This is a genomic window from Nocardia sp. GP40 (genome assembly GCF_050434125.1).
In the GTDB taxonomy this organism is placed as follows: domain Bacteria; phylum Actinomycetota; class Actinomycetes; order Mycobacteriales; family Mycobacteriaceae; genus Nocardia; species Nocardia albiluteola.
The window spans coordinates 885244-898770 of the sequence record NZ_JBNPVW010000001.1; the positions used below are offsets into that span (position 1 = coordinate 885244).

Here is a 13527-nt window from a genome sequence, read left to right on the forward strand (position 1 = left end):
GCGGTGCGTGCGTCCGGGATCACGGCGCGGGATGATGCGGATCGACCCACGGCACGGTCTCGGGTTCGCCCTCCACCTCGTCGATATCGAGGTTGACCACCACGGGTTCCTGGTCGTTGCGGATCACCACGCACCGCAACGTCGCGTCGTCCTGCGCGTTGATCTCCTGATGCGGGACGAATGGCGGTACGTAGATGAAGTCGCCGGGCCCGGCCTCGGCGAGATATTCCAGGCGCTCGCCCCACCGCATCCGGGCCCGGCCCGCGACCACGTAGATGACACTCTCCAGCGGACCGTGATGGTGCGCGCCGGTGGCGGCGCCGGGCTCGATCGCCACGGTGCCTGCCCAGATCCGTGCCGCGCCCGTCATCGCCCGGCTGACCGCGGCCTCGCGGTGCATGCCCGGGGTCTGCGCGGTGTTGGGGTCGAGTTGGTCACCGGGCACCACACGGACGCCGTGCTCGCGCCAATCTTTCGGGTCGTCGGCCATGACATCCTCCTCGCTGGCTGATTTGCCATGCTAACCAATCGCCTCCGGTAATGCCTGGTACTGGTGCCGCTCGGAGCGTGCGATATCGCTGTGGCAGGGAGATCGCTGGGGCAGGGCCCGACATGGCGCCGGCGCAAGAGGATAGGGTGGCCCGCCGTCGAACGGCCGGACGGGAGCGATGACGCAGGGCCCCGATATGGCAGTCTGTGCCCATGCGAGTGGCGGTGGTGGCAGGGCCGGATCCGGGACATGCGTTTCCGGCGATCGCGCTGTGCCTGCGGTTGCTGGGCGCGGGGGACGAGCCGGTGCTGTTCACGAGTCCGCGATGGTTCGACGCGGCGCGCGCGGCCGGGATCGGGGTGCGCCGGCTTCGGGGACTCGCGCCCCGGCCACAGGACGACGACGGCGATGCGGGACAGCGTATTCACGAGCGTGCCGCGCACATCTCCACCGAGATCCTGCCGGAGCTGGGCGCCATGCTGCCGGAGCTGGTGATCTCCGATGTGCTGACCGCGGGCGGCGGCATGGCGGCCGAACGGCTCGGGGTGCCGTGGCTGGAGTTGTCGCCGCATCCGTTGTATCTCCCATCGAAGGCGTTGCCGCCCATCGGAAGTGGGCTCGCGCCCGGGGAGGGATTCCGCGGCCGGACGCGAGATGCGGTGCTGCGCGGCATGACCGCGCGCGCGATCACCCGCGGGGACCGGCAGCGCGGCGCGGCGCGCACGAGTGTCGGTCTGCCCGGGGCGGATCCGGGCCCCACGGCCCGGCTGATCGCTACCCTGCCCGCGCTCGAGGTGCCGCGACCCGACTGGCCGGAGCGCACACACGTGGTCGGTCCGCTGCTCTGGGAGCCGACCGCCGAGGTCCTGCCGCTCCCGGCGGGCGAGGATCCGCTGGTGGTGGTCGCACCGTCGACCGCGCAGACCGGTGTCGGGGGAATGGCGCGGTCGGTCCTCGACGCACTCGACGGAGCCGGTGTGCGCGTGGCGATTTCGATGCTCGACGCCCCGCCGCAGGAGTTGCCGCCGTGGGCCGTCGCGGGTTTGGGCCGCCAGGACGAGCTGCTGCGGCGGGCCGCGGTCGTCGTCGGGGGCGGCGGGCACGGGCTGCTGGCCAAGTCGTTGCTCGCCGGGGTGCCGATCGTTACCGTGCCCGGCGGCGGCGATCAGTGGGAGCTGGCGAATCGTGCCGCCCGCCAGGGGAGTTCGATCGTGGTCCGGCCCTTCACCGCCGAGTCGGTGCGCGACGCGGTGCGGCGGATGCTGGACGAGCCGTCGTTCTCGCGGGCCGCCGCAGCCGCCGCGGCGACGGTGGAGCAGGTCGAGGACCCGGTCGAGATCTGCCATCGGGTGGCGGCCGGAGCCGAGTGAGCCGCGTGCGCTACGACGTCGGCATCCGGTGCGCTGTACCCTCGGAACAGTGCGATTGACGGAATTTCAGGAAATGCTGCACACCCAGTTCGGGGTGTCCCGGGGCGATGTCCTGCTGTCCGATCACGTGCTGCCGTCGATGGGCGGGCGCACCGGCTCCCAGGCCATCGAGGACGGCGTCGATCCGCGCGATGTCTGGCGCGCGCTGTGCGCCGAGTTCGATGTGCCGCGCGGCCGCTGGTGACCGACCGCTGACAGCTCAGGATTTTCTGGCGTAGTGCCGGGCCGCCTTGGCCCGGTCGCCGCACGTGGCCATCGAATGCCAGCGGCGGGTGCCGTTCTATTGGGACGAACGGACTTTCGCGACCGATGCGCAGTGTTCGATCGCTTTCGCCGTCGACGAGGTGGTCGAGATCGCGCACGCGATTCCGTTGCGCTGGGGACCGCCGGAGCTCTCGCCGGCGAATCCGATGCTCGGATGATCGCCGGGTGACGGTCCCGTGGATATGTGGTGCGGGGCCGGTGGTGGCCGCGGGAGGCGAGTGTTTCGCGCGGTGTGCTGGCGCGTCGCTTGCATCGAACATCTGTTCGTCTAAGCTGGCCGTCAGAACTTGTCGGTGCCGCCCTCTACTGTGGGCGCTAACCACATAAGGACCCACCCGCGAGAAGGGGAACAGACGATGGCACCACAGGCCTACGACCGCGATAAGGCGCTCGAGCTCGCCCTGGCGCAGGTTGAGAAGAGCTTCGGTAAGGGTGCGGTGATGCGCCTCGGTGAGGAGGCGCGCCAGCCCATCTCGATCATCCCCACGGGGTCGATCGCGCTGGACGTCGCCCTGGGGCTGGGCGGTTTGCCGCGCGGGCGCATCGTCGAGATCTACGGTCCGGAATCCTCCGGTAAGACCACGCTCGCCATGCACGCGATCGCCAATGCGCAGGCCAACGGCGGCGTCGCGGCCATGATCGACGCCGAGCACGCCATGGATCCGGATTACGCCCGCAAGCTGGGTGTCGATACCGATGCACTGCTGGTCTCCCAGCCCGACACCGGTGAGCAGGCGCTCGAAATCGCCGACATGCTGGTGCGCTCCGGCGCGCTGGACATCATCGTCATCGACTCGGTGGCCGCGCTGGTACCCCGCGCCGAGATCGAGGGCGAGATGGGCGACAGCCATGTCGGCCTGCAGGCCCGCCTGATGAGCCAGGCCCTGCGAAAGATGACCAGCGCCCTGAACAACTCGGGCACTACCGCCATCTTCATCAACCAGTTGCGTGAGAAGATCGGCGTGATGTTCGGCTCTCCCGAGACCACCACCGGTGGTAAGGCGCTGAAGTTCTACGCCTCGGTGCGCCTGGATATCCGGCGCATCGAGACCCTGAAGGACGGCACCGACGCGGTGGGTAACCGCACCCGCGTCAAGGTCGTCAAGAACAAGGTTGCGCCGCCGTTCAAGCAGGCCGAGTTCGACATTCTCTACGGTGTGGGCATCTCCAAGGAGGGCTCGATCATCGATATGGGTGTCGAGCACGGATTCATCCGCAAGTCCGGCTCCTGGTACACCTACGAGGGCGATCAGCTCGGCCAGGGCAAGGAGAATGCGCGCAAGTTCCTGCTCGAGAACGCCGACGTGCGCGACGAGATCGAGAAGAAGATCAAGGAAAAGCTCGGCATCGGTGCGGATGTCACCGCAGACGCGGGTGCCGAGGCGCCCGTCGACTTCTGAATCGATGCCGGACCGGGAAACGCCGGGGTCCGGGTCGTCTCGGGCCCCTGGCGTGACTCGGCTCGAGGCGGTGGAGCGGCTGCGCTGGCAGATCGAGCAGGTGGAATCGGGAGGACGGTCGCGGGCGGACGACCCCGCCGACCACTCCGGATCGGCTCGGCCGCACCGCCGTTCGGGGCGCGGGAAGCGTCCCGCACCAGGGGAGAACGAAGCACCCACCGGCCTCTGGAGATCCGATGGTGGGGCGATCGCACCGGACTCCGGCGAGGAGTTCCGGGGCGATCATCCTCGCGACGAGGAATGTGCTCGCGATGATGCCGATGAGTTCGTCCGGACTCGTGCCGAACCGGTATTCGGGAATCGTCCCGGTGCAACGGATCCTGTCGGCCGCCCGGCGCGAGGGGGCCGGGCACATCGGCCCTCGCCCGGTGGCGCGGAGCCACGCGGCGATACTGCCGAGCGGTCGGAGGAAGGGCCGTTCGGCAGTAACGCGGTTGCGGCCGAGCGCTCCGCTGGTCGAGGACCACGGGGTGACATCGTCGACGTGCCAACATCGGATCGGCAGCTCTCTCGAAGAATCGAGGGTGAAGCAGGCCGCGTCGGAGGATTGACCCCCGATGATGAGTCGGCGGAGTCCGAGCGGCGTACCCGGCGCGGATCGCGGCGGAACGGTGCAGAGGCGGGCCGCGGATCGGAGCGGCGCGGCGCGGATGCCGGGCACGGGTCGCGGCGGAACGGTTCGGACACCGGCCGCGAGCCGCAGGGCGGGACGGAGGCACAGGCAAAGGACGTGTGCCTGCGGTTACTGACCGACCGAGCCCGCAGCCGGGCCGAGCTCGCGGACAAGCTGGCGGCCAAGGGATATACACCCGAGATCGCCGGGCGAGCGCTGGATCGGCTCGCCGAGGTCGGACTGATCGACGACGCGGCATTCGCCGAACAATGGGTGCACTCCCGGCACACATATTCGGGCAAGGGAAAGAAGGTGCTCGCGCAGGAACTGCGCCGCAAGGGCATCGCACCCGAGGACTCCGCACCGGCACTCGAGGCCATCAGCGGCGATGACGAACGGACCCGCGCCGCGGATCTGGTCCGTCAGAAACTACGCACCCTGCCCCGAGATCTCGACCGCGACAAGGCAACCCGTCGCCTGGTCGGCATGCTCGCCCGCCGCGGCTACGACCCGTCCACCGCCTTCGCCGTGGTGTCCTCGGAGCTCGCGCCCGCAGATTTTCCCGACCCGCCCCGCCGGGAAGCGCCCGATCCCGCGAGATCCGGCCCCAGATCTGATCCGGAGGCGCCCGTTGACGATTCCGCCGCGGAGCTGGTCCGTCGCAAGCTCCGCGGCATGCCACCAGATCTGGCCCGCGACAAGAAAATCAGCCGCCTGGTAGGTGTGCTGGCCCGTCGCGGTTATCCGTCCTCTCAGGCATACGTCTTCGTCAAGGCGGAACTGGCCGCAAGCGAGGATTAGCCGGACCCTGGCGGTGGCGTGCGGTTCCGGTCGACACCAAAGTCGGGATCGCGGTTCATGGGAGCCAGCGGACCGGGGTGACCTCGCGGAAGTGGATCAGGATGTCGAACGCGCCGGACAGTGAGCCGACGGTGATCCGTCCGGCCGCGTCGCTTGCGGGGGTATAGACGCCGCTGATGGTGCGCAGTGCGGCCGGGCGAGGCACCGGAGTGGTGCGAAGGTCCATCCAGAGGGCCGGCAGGGCGGATTCACCCAGGGCCGCATCGACGAGATCCGGTGCCGGGGCGGGAACTTCGGCAACGCCGAGGTTGCCATGGTGGAAGCCGATCGCGACCGAGGCGTAGGCGGGGCCGAAGTGTTCGCGCAGCACGCTGCCGATGCTGACATTGTCGCCGTCACCGGCGGTCAGGCCGAAATCCGGTCCGCTCGCGGACGTGTGGGCGATTCCATCCCACAGGACCGTGCGCAGGTCGGTACGGCGGTGATGCTCGATGATCGTCTCGGCCCAGACGGCGTCGTCCCCGACGAAGCTGCCTCGTCCCGCGACGCTGTTTTCATGGAACTCGACGATCAGCCGCATGCGGTCCCGGGCGTCCGCGGGGATGGTGGGCAGCGCGTCCAGGAGTGCCGCGGCGTCGTGCGCGTGGTCGGCGAATCGGCGTCCCGGATGCGTCCCGTTCGCTCGCTGCACATGCTCGTCGAGGGTATGGGCGGTGCGGATGACGTCGAGATGCGAACTCAGCTCGGGCAGCCGGTCCGATGCGTGGGTCCGGACGGCCGCGGCGACCGCGTCGTAATCGTCCGGCCCGGCCTGTGCCGGTTTGATGCCGATGATCCGGACCGGATCCTGGGCGTGGTCGCGGTTGAAATCGCGAATCCATTCCAGTGCGGCCGCCATCTCGGCCGTGCGCCACGGCCGCCACGCGGCACCGAGCACGGCGGCGGCCGAGCCCTCGCCGGTCAGCACGAACTGGTCCATGGCCGCACCGACGGTGCTGCTGTCCTGCAGGGCAAGTGTGCGAAATCCATGGCGCTGCACCAGAATCCGGAAAATCGCCGCCCGCGCGGCGAAGGTTTCCTGAGCGAAGCGGGTCGATTCCCCGATCCCGACCACGCTCGCCGCGGACAGAGACAGCGCGATGTGATCGAGCGCGGCATCGTCGAGTGGCCGCGGAGCCGGGTAGTCGCCGAGGGGGGCCGGATGCAAGGACGAATCGGTCGTGACGTTCATGCCGCCAACTCTCACACCTGAAGTTAACTTCAGGTCAAGCGGCGGCGTCACGCGGGAAATGTGCCCAGATGCTCCAGCACAACGAACTGGCTCCCCGGCGCGGCCTCGGCCACCGCTCGGCGCAACGGGTCCAGGCCGCCGGTGTCCTTCGTGGGCCGGGCCAGCGGCACGTCGAAATCGTCCCAGTGTGTCGGCAGGATGTAGTGCGGATTTCCGGTGGCGCGCAGGAGGCGTGGAACGTAATCGTGCACCTTCGTGCCGCCGACCGGCAGCATCAGCACGTCCGGGCGCAGGCCCGTCAGCTCGGATTCGATGTAGTTCGAACCGCCGAGGTTCAGCATCGAACCGCCGGGAGTGTCCACCTGATACGCCAGCGTCCCGCCCTCCACCAGATCACGGATCGTCTGCGGGCGCGGCGGGGGTGCGGCGGGCCGGGTGCCGGGAAACGGGACCCGAGCGCGCGGCCCCACCTGCGAATGCAGCGAGCGCATAACCCGGATCTGGTAGCCGTCGCCCTCGAGGTATTCGCCCCCGCTGGCCACCGACAGCTGACTCTCCGGCGCGCCGAGCGCCAGCAACAGATTCAGATGGGATTCGGTGCCGATCACGGTTGCCCCGGTGCGATGCGCGAGATAGGGGACGTCGGTGATGTGGTCGAAATGTCCATGGGTGACCAGGATGTGGTCCGCCCGCAGGTCGCCGCTGTCCACGTAGCGGTCGATCAGCGCGGTGTCTACCGACAGTGGCGTGTTCGGATCGGAACCCGCCGCGGTGTAGGTGCCGGTCTCGAATCGTGTCAGCCACGGGTCGATCAAGACCGACCTCTCGCCCTTCGAGGAGGAAATCCGGAGCTGCCAGCCATTGTTTCCCCACCAGCGCAGCGTAATTCCGGTGAGCCTCCGTGGCGATTGCGACACGGGATATGTTCCCTCGCTTGCGGTTCCGCATGCTGCGCCGCCCGCGACCACCGCCACTCCGGCCCCGATGCCGAACAGGCCGCGACGGGTCAGCGCCGAATCTTGCGTATTCATTTGATCCTCGAATCGATCTCGATTGTGAGTTGACCGACCACCACCCCGATCCACCGCGGTGTGACTCGCGAATCATGGCGAGCTGGTCCAGCCGCGACGCCATCCGCACTGAATTGTGGTTCAGCCCAATGCCTTCAGGGCATCGGCCGTAGCCTGGGCGATGAGCGCGTTGTCGTAGGTGTCGTCGCGGTGGTCGCGGGTGGACATCACGGTCAGCATGATCGGGGCGCGGCCGGGCGGCCAGATCACTGCGATGTCGTTGCGGGTGCCGTACTTTCCGTTGCCGGTCTTGTCGCCGACGACCCAGCCTGCCGGCACACCTGCCCGGATGAGGTCGGTGCCGGTGGTGTTGTCGCGCAGCAGCGCCGTCAGCAAGGCCCGATTGTCCGCGGGTAGCCTCGTGCCCAGGACGTAGGTGCGTAGGTCCGTCGCGAAGGCGCGGGGCGTGCTGGTGTCGCGGGTATCGCCCGGGGTTGCCTCGTTCAGATCGGGCTCGAGCCGATCGCTGCTGGTGACCTGATCGCCGATCGCCCGCAGGTCCTGCTGCAACGCCTTGGGACCGCCCAGGACGCCGGACAGCAGGTTGGCCGCGGTGTTGTCGCTGTGGCGAATCGCGGCGTCGAGGAGTTCGCGGATCGTCATCCCTTCGGCCACATGCTGTTTCGTGACCGGCGCGTAGGCAAGGATGTCTGCGGTGGTGTAAGTGATACGGCGATCGAGCTCGTCCGGTCCCGCGGTGGTGAGCACCGCGCCCGCGGTCATCGCCTTGGCGGTCGAGCAGAACGGAAACCGCTCGTCGGCGCGGTATTCGACGGTGTGACCCGAACCGGTGTCCAGGGCGAGAACGCCCAGCCGCGCTCCGAATCGCGTTTCGAGCCCCGCGAATTGATCGCGCACCGCCTGGCCGCCGACCGATGTCGTCTCCGGAGCGGGCGTGGTACGCGTGGATGTCGCCGGATGCCCCGCAGCGCAGGCGGTCAGCGGCCCGAGCATCGTCGCCGCAATGAGAGCCACAGCGCTCCGGTGGATTCCGGAGCCGTATCTCCGGGGGCGTCCGCTGCGGCGTTTCGCGCGAATGGAGTCGAACCTCATTGTCGCCTTCCGATGAGTCGTGCGGCCGCGGAGTGGCGGCTGCCGATGAGCCTCCCATTCGAAAGCGATGCTGTCCAAGACGGTAATGGCTGTAACGATGCTGAATCGGCATACAATGCATAGCCGTGGATATGGTCGCCGCATGCCGGGCCTTCGTATCGGTCAGCAGACACGGCAGTTTTACTGCCGGGGCCGCTGCGGCGCAGATCCCGCAATCGGTGGCCAGCCGTCGCATCGCCGCGCTGGAACAGCATTTCGGGGCGCGGCTGCTCGATCGGACCTCCCGCACCGCAGTGCTGACGCCGTTCGGGCGGGACATGCTCCCGGCTGCGCGGCGCCTGATCGAGCTCGCCGAGGCGATGGACCTCGAGGCCGAGCGCGCCCGACGGCGGCCGTTGCGGGTGGCGGTGCCCGCCATCTGCGGTCCGCTCCCGCTGGCGAGGCTGGTTGCCGGAGGGCAGCAGTGCGGCCTGAACCTCGATTTGCATCCGGCCGGGCCGCGCGAGCGTGCCGAACTCGCCCGCACCCAGGAGGTCCGCGCCGCGCTCGTCGCCGTCCCCGCCGACCGCGGGCGGTGGCGAATTCCGTTGGGGCTGGCCGATACTCGCGGGCCGCACGTCTCTCCGATCTACCTCGAGACGCTGCGGGCCTCGCGTGCGGATCGCGACAGCCGCCGCCGCCGGATCTGGATCCAGCCGGAGGACGATGTGCCACACATCCGGGATCGCCTGGTGCGCCTGCGAGACTCGCTCGGGCTGCAGCCGGTCCAGGTGGTCGTGGGCGAGGCGCTGGTCACCGCCGTCGCCGAGGTGCTCGGCTCGACCGATCTGCTGCTCTGCTCACCGGTGCAGGCCGCCGAATTCGGCCTGGCATGGCGGCCGATCGGCGAGCTGGAACCCGCACGCGGCTACGACATCCAGGCCGGGCAGCATGAGGATGCCGAACGCCTGCGGACGCTGCCGCAGGCCCTGATCGGGCGGTGTCTGGGCGTGCCGAAGGACGGTGCGGGTGGCGAAGGATCCGCTCGTGAGCACGGCAACTGACGATGCGGCGGGATGCGGGGACGGCAATGGGCATGACCACGGCGCTGCGCGAGGCGCGGCGGGAACTCGACAACGCGGGGCTACGCGGCTCGATTCTGGTGCGCGATCTGGACACCGGGAACGAGCTGGGCATCGACGCCGAACTCGAGTGGCCGACCGGGTCGCTGGTGAAGGTGCCGCTGGTGGTCGCGACCCTGGAGCGGGTGGCGCGCGGCGAGCTGGACCTCGGCACGCCGATCACGGTGCCACCGGGCCGGATCACCACACCGGGGCCCACCGGGGTGGCCAAGTTCCGGCATCCGGCCACCATCGCGCTCGACGACCTGCTGTATCTGAGCATCGCCATCAGCGACAGCGCGGCCGCCGACGCCCTGTTCGCTCTCACCCCGCCCGCGGCGGTGAGCGCGGAACTGCGGCGCCTCGGCTACGAGGGCATCACCGCGCGCCATCTGATGGACGACCTATCCCGGACCCCGGAGGAGGCCTTCGAGCCCGCCCGCGCCTACCTGGCCCACGCCCTGGCCATCGAGGCGGTTACGACCGGCGACGGACATGCGGTGCCCCAGCTCGATATCAGCCACGCGAACACCGGCTCGGCCCGGGCCTTCGCGGATCTGCTCCAGGGCCTGTGGCGGCCGGTCACGATCGGAGCGGCGACCGCGGCCAGAACCCGGGAGATAATGGGGGACAACATTATTCGCCACCGTCTGGCGCCGGACTTCAGCTCCGACGCCTCGCGCTGGTCGTCCAAAACGGGCACGCTGCTCAACTTCCGTCACGAGGTGGGCGTCGTCGAGCACGCCGACGGGCAGGCCCTCGCCGTCGCCGTGCTCACCCAGTCGCGCGTCCCCGCCGCTGTGCAGCCGGGCGCGGAAGCCGTCATGGCCAAGGCCGCCCGAATCATCCACAACGAGTTGCGCATTCGGCTGTGAACCGAAACATGTCGGACACAAGGCCGATTGTCCGCCGGTCGGATCAGCGATTTGCGCAGCCGCACAGGGCGTTTGGTGGAGGATTGCCCTCCACGCTGCCTTTGGTGCCGGATCGGCCTATGGCAACGATCGGCGGACGAGCAATCGAATGCCGCGCGCGGTCCCGTTCACAGCGTGAACACCGCCGCATCCGATGGCCCGATGAGGCGGGCGATCTGTGCGCACAGCTGTACCGGGCGTTCCATGTCCGTGGATGCCTTGCCGCTGGTGAGAATCGCTCCGGACAGCCCTCGCGCCGGATCCGCCCAGCCGTACTGGGTCGTCAAACCGCTACGGCCGAAATGAGATTCGGTGTGGCTGCCGAATTTCGAGCGGCGGCCGCCCAGCTCGTAGCCGGCCACGCTCACCCGCCCGGCCGCCGACGGTATCCACGGCGCGGGGGCCGCGGCCGCACGCACGGTCTCCGGCTTCATGACGCGCACGCCATCCAGTTCGCCGCCGCGCGTGAGGATTTCGTAGAAACGCGAGAGTTCGTAGGCGGTGGTGACCAGGTTGCCCGAGGGCAACTCGGCGGTGAGGAAGTCGCGGTTCTTCTGCTCGGAGATCGGTCCGTTCATCGCACCGCCGAGCGCCTTGTGCGCCAGGAACTTCATAACCCGGGACGGTTTCGGGCCGGTCGGCACGCTGGGCACGACCAGGTCCACCTCCTCGGGACGGACACCGAAGTTGTTCCAGCGGAAGCCGAGTGGGTCGAGAATCTGCTCGGCCAGGTGCTCGCGCATGCGCTTGCCCGTGGCCCGCTGGACCAGCAGCCGCTGGATCAACCCGCCGGTCATCGCGTGATAGACCCGCAGGTGCCGTGGCCAGGTCCGCTTCAGATCGGCCAGCGCCCGTGCGGCCAGCTCGTCGTCGACGACCAGCTCGAAGCCGCGGTACGGTCCGGTCACGAACGGCACCCCGGCCGCGTGCGCGAGCACGTCGCCGATGGTGATCGATTGCTTTCCGTTCGAGGCGAATTCGGGAATGTGGCGGCACACCGGATCCTCCAGCGCGAACACGCCCTGCTCGATGAGCATGAACATCACCGCCGCGGCCACCCCCTTGGCGGTGGAGAATCCGCAGAACGGACTGTCCGGGGTCACCAGCACCTTGGCCGCGGCGGGGTCGTCCCCGGGCGCGTTGCCCCAGCCGTGCCCGATCCCGCGGTTCAGTACGATCCGGCCGTTGCGCCGCAGGCAGACCTGGATCGCCGGAGTGGTACCGAGCCGATACCACTGCTGCACCGAGCCCCACAGCGCCTCGACGTGTGCGGTGGTCAGCCCGGCCGCGGCGGGATCGTCCTCATCTCCGATGGTGGTGACCGCGGCCAGATCCTCGGCGACCGGTACCAGTGCTGCGGGAGTGCTCATGCCTCCACCTCGCCGACGTTCGGCTCCGGCATGACCACTCGAGTGGTCGCGTTGCCCGTTCGCTCGCTCATGACCCCCAGCATATGGGTGCAACTCGACCGGTCTCGTTGCCGCGAGGACGGGGTACTTCACATCCCCGGGTGAGCCCCCGTCTCGCTAGGACAACTCGGGGCCGCTCGCAAGCGTTCCGGTCGCCGTGCGCGGAGGACCCAGGGAGCTCGATGCACCAGGCAAGCCGGGCGCATCACGAGCACGATGCGGGCCGCCGGCCGTGGTGCGGCCACGACCAGCGAATGTTGGCCGGTTCTACCGCGCGGCCTCGAAGCCCGCACGAAGATCCGCGAGGATGTCCTCGATTCCCTCGATGCCGACCGCCAGGCGCACCAGCCCCGGGGTGACGCCCGCGGCCAGTTGCTCCTCCGGGGTCAGCTGGGAATGCGTGGTGGAGGCCGGATGGATCACCAGCGACCGCACGTCGCCGATATTCGCGACGTGGCTGTGGAGCTTCAGCGCCTCGACGAAGCGCTTCCCGCTGTCCACCCCGCCCGCCAGCTCGAAACCGATGATCGCGCCGACTCCGTTGGGTGCCAGCTGCTTTCCGCGTTCGTACCAGGGCGAGGAGGGCAGGCCCGCATAGGAGACCGACGTGACTTCCGCACGCTCGGTGAGGAATTCGGCGACCGCGAGGGCGTTGCTGACATGCCGCTCGATCCGCAGGCTCAGCGTCTCGAGGCCCTGGCTGATCAGGAAGGCGTTGAACGGCGCGATCGCCGAGCCGAGGTCGCGTAGCAGCTGCACTCGTGCCTTCAGGGCGTAGGCGGGCGCGCCCAGATCCGCGTAGACGACGCCGTGGTAGCTCGGGTCGGGTTCGACGAATCCGGGGAAGCGAGGCTTGCCCTCCGCGTCGCGCACGGTCCAGTCGAAGGTGCCGCCGTCGACGAGGACACCGGCGATCGCCGCGCCGTGCCCGCCGAGATATTTCGTCGCCGAATGCACCACGATGTCGGCGCCGTGCCGCAGCGGCTGGATCAAATACGGTGTGGGAACTGTGTTGTCGACGATCAGGGGTACGCCCACCGCGTGCGCGATCTCGGCGAGGGCGGGGATGTCGAGGATGTGATTCTGCGGGTTGGAGACCGTTTCGCCGTAGAGCGCCTTGGTATTCGGCTGGATCGCGGCGCGCCACTGCGCGAGATCGTCGGGGTCGTCGACGAATTCGACCGTGATGCCGAGCTTGGGCAGGGTGTAGTGGAACAGATTGTAGGTGCCGCCGTACAGCCGCGGGCTGGACACGATGTGATCCCCGGCGCCTGCGATATTGAGGATCGCCAGGGTCTCCGCGGCCTGTCCGGACGACAGCAGCAGCGCGGCGACGCCGCCCTCGAGCGCGGCGACCCGCTGCTCGACCGCATCCTGGGTGGGGTTCGCGATGCGGGTGTAGATATTGCCGGGCTCGGCGAGGCCGAAGAGGGCAGCGGCGTGTGCGGTGTCACGGAAGGTGTAGGAGGTGGTTTGGTAGATCGGCAGGGCCCGGGCGTTGGTGGTGCCGTCCGGGATCTGGCCGACGTGGATCTGCTTGGTCTCGAAACTCCAGGCGGCGCTGGGGTCTGCGGTGGCGTCGCCGGGCGATGCGGGCTCGTTGGAGGTCATTCGGCAACGGTAGAAAATGGGTCCCCACCTGGAAATATTTTGACGCGCCGTGATTCCGGCGCGGCGGGCGGGGTGGCCCGC

The 13527-nt window shown here is 69.0% G+C and carries 12 protein-coding genes and 2 pseudogenes; 7 read left to right on the forward strand and 7 right to left on the reverse strand.

Going from position 1 to position 13527, the window contains the following annotated elements:
• Positions 1–19: 19 nt before the first annotated feature.
• The gene (locus tag ABH933_RS03780; protein ID WP_215919281.1) at positions 20–490 is read right to left on the reverse strand and encodes a cupin domain-containing protein; all 471 of its coding nucleotides are present in this window, start codon (positions 488–490) and stop codon (positions 20–22) included.
• A gap of 212 nt (positions 491–702) precedes the next feature.
• Here ABH933_RS03780 and ABH933_RS03785 point away from each other — a divergent pair, with 212 nt between their 5' ends.
• Complete coding sequence (locus ABH933_RS03785) at positions 703–1860, forward strand: glycosyltransferase (protein WP_429415250.1); 1158 nt, start codon at positions 703–705, stop codon at positions 1858–1860.
• A gap of 49 nt (positions 1861–1909) precedes the next feature.
• Complete coding sequence (locus tag ABH933_RS03790) at positions 1910–2104, forward strand: DUF3046 domain-containing protein (protein WP_215919285.1); 195 nt, start codon at positions 1910–1912, stop codon at positions 2102–2104.
• Positions 2105–2119: 15 nt separating this feature from the next.
• Here the strand turns inward: ABH933_RS03790 and ABH933_RS03795 are convergent.
• Positions 2120–2200 (reverse strand): annotated as a pseudogene (locus ABH933_RS03795) (CGNR zinc finger domain-containing protein); the annotation flags it as partial.
• Between ABH933_RS03795 and ABH933_RS03800 the strand changes: the two are divergent.
• The 3 genes and pseudogenes from ABH933_RS03800 to recX all read left to right on the forward strand — a co-directional run.
• Positions 2169–2342 carry a hypothetical protein gene (locus ABH933_RS03800; RefSeq protein ID WP_429415253.1) on the forward strand — a complete coding sequence of 58 codons (174 nt, stop codon included), beginning with the start codon at positions 2169–2171 and terminating at the stop codon, positions 2340–2342. The pseudogene ABH933_RS03795 and the gene ABH933_RS03800 overlap by 32 nt on opposite strands.
• 198 nt (positions 2343–2540) lie before the next feature.
• Positions 2541–3584 (forward strand): recombinase RecA, encoded by a 1044-nt coding sequence (gene recA, locus ABH933_RS03805; protein ID WP_429415256.1) that lies wholly within the window; start codon positions 2541–2543, stop codon positions 3582–3584.
• 607 nt (positions 3585–4191) lie between these two features.
• Positions 4192–4803 (forward strand): annotated as a pseudogene (recX, locus tag ABH933_RS03810) (recombination regulator RecX); the annotation flags it as partial.
• Between the two features lie 310 nt (positions 4804–5113).
• Here the strand turns inward: recX and ABH933_RS03815 are convergent.
• The 3 genes from ABH933_RS03815 to bla form a co-directional block, all read right to left on the reverse strand.
• Entirely contained in the window at positions 5114–6289 is a 1176-nt protein-coding gene (locus ABH933_RS03815) for an erythromycin esterase family protein (RefSeq protein WP_429415259.1), read from the reverse strand.
• Between the two features lie 47 nt (positions 6290–6336).
• Positions 6337–7320 (reverse strand): MBL fold metallo-hydrolase, encoded by a 984-nt coding sequence (locus tag ABH933_RS03820; protein WP_429415262.1) that lies wholly within the window; start codon positions 7318–7320, stop codon positions 6337–6339.
• A gap of 120 nt (positions 7321–7440) precedes the next feature.
• Positions 7441–8313 (reverse strand): class A beta-lactamase, encoded by an 873-nt coding sequence (gene bla, locus ABH933_RS03825; RefSeq protein WP_429415784.1) that lies wholly within the window; start codon positions 8311–8313, stop codon positions 7441–7443.
• 230 nt (positions 8314–8543) lie between these two features.
• On the opposite strand from bla, the gene ABH933_RS03830 reads away from it, so the two are divergent.
• Both ABH933_RS03830 and ABH933_RS03835 read left to right on the forward strand, forming a co-directional pair.
• On the forward strand, positions 8544–9455 hold the full coding sequence (locus ABH933_RS03830) for a LysR family transcriptional regulator (protein WP_429415787.1): 912 nt from the start codon (positions 8544–8546) through the stop codon (positions 9453–9455).
• A 26-nt stretch (positions 9456–9481) separates the two neighbouring features.
• Entirely contained in the window at positions 9482–10387 is a 906-nt protein-coding gene (locus ABH933_RS03835) for a serine hydrolase (protein WP_429415264.1), read from the forward strand.
• Positions 10388–10554: 167 nt separating this feature from the next.
• Here ABH933_RS03835 and ABH933_RS03840 read toward each other — a convergent pair whose 3' ends face one another.
• Complete coding sequence (locus ABH933_RS03840) at positions 10555–11796, reverse strand: serine hydrolase (RefSeq protein ID WP_429415266.1); 1242 nt, start codon at positions 11794–11796, stop codon at positions 10555–10557.
• 306 nt (positions 11797–12102) lie between these two features.
• Positions 12103–13446 carry a bifunctional o-acetylhomoserine/o-acetylserine sulfhydrylase gene (locus ABH933_RS03845; protein WP_429415790.1) on the reverse strand — a complete coding sequence of 448 codons (1344 nt, stop codon included), beginning with the start codon at positions 13444–13446 and terminating at the stop codon, positions 12103–12105.
• Positions 13447–13527: the final 81 nt, after the last annotated feature.

Bases quoted from the DNA above. Each gene is read 5' to 3' on its own strand.
- ABH933_RS03780 (WP_215919281.1), bottom strand. From the start codon at position 490: ATGGCCGACGACCCGAAAGATTGGCGCGAGCACGGCGTCCGTGTGGTG.
- ABH933_RS03785 (WP_429415250.1), top strand. From the start codon at position 703: ATGCGAGTGGCGGTGGTGGCAGGGCCGGATCCGGGACATGCGTTTCCG.
- recA (WP_429415256.1), top strand. From the start codon at position 2,541: ATGGCACCACAGGCCTACGACCGCGATAAGGCGCTCGAGCTCGCCCTG.
- ABH933_RS03815 (WP_429415259.1), bottom strand. From the start codon at position 6,289: ATGAACGTCACGACCGATTCGTCCTTGCATCCGGCCCCCCTCGGCGAC.
- ABH933_RS03820 (WP_429415262.1), bottom strand. From the start codon at position 7,320: ATGAATACGCAAGATTCGGCGCTGACCCGTCGCGGCCTGTTCGGCATC.
- bla (WP_429415784.1), bottom strand. From the start codon at position 8,313: ATGCTCGGGCCGCTGACCGCCTGCGCTGCGGGGCATCCGGCGACATCC.
- ABH933_RS03830 (WP_429415787.1), top strand. From the start codon at position 8,544: ATGGTCGCCGCATGCCGGGCCTTCGTATCGGTCAGCAGACACGGCAGT.
- ABH933_RS03835 (WP_429415264.1), top strand. From the start codon at position 9,482: ATGGGCATGACCACGGCGCTGCGCGAGGCGCGGCGGGAACTCGACAAC.
- ABH933_RS03840 (WP_429415266.1), bottom strand. From the start codon at position 11,796: ATGAGCACTCCCGCAGCACTGGTACCGGTCGCCGAGGATCTGGCCGCG.
- ABH933_RS03845 (WP_429415790.1), bottom strand. From the start codon at position 13,446: ATGACCTCCAACGAGCCCGCATCGCCCGGCGACGCCACCGCAGACCCC.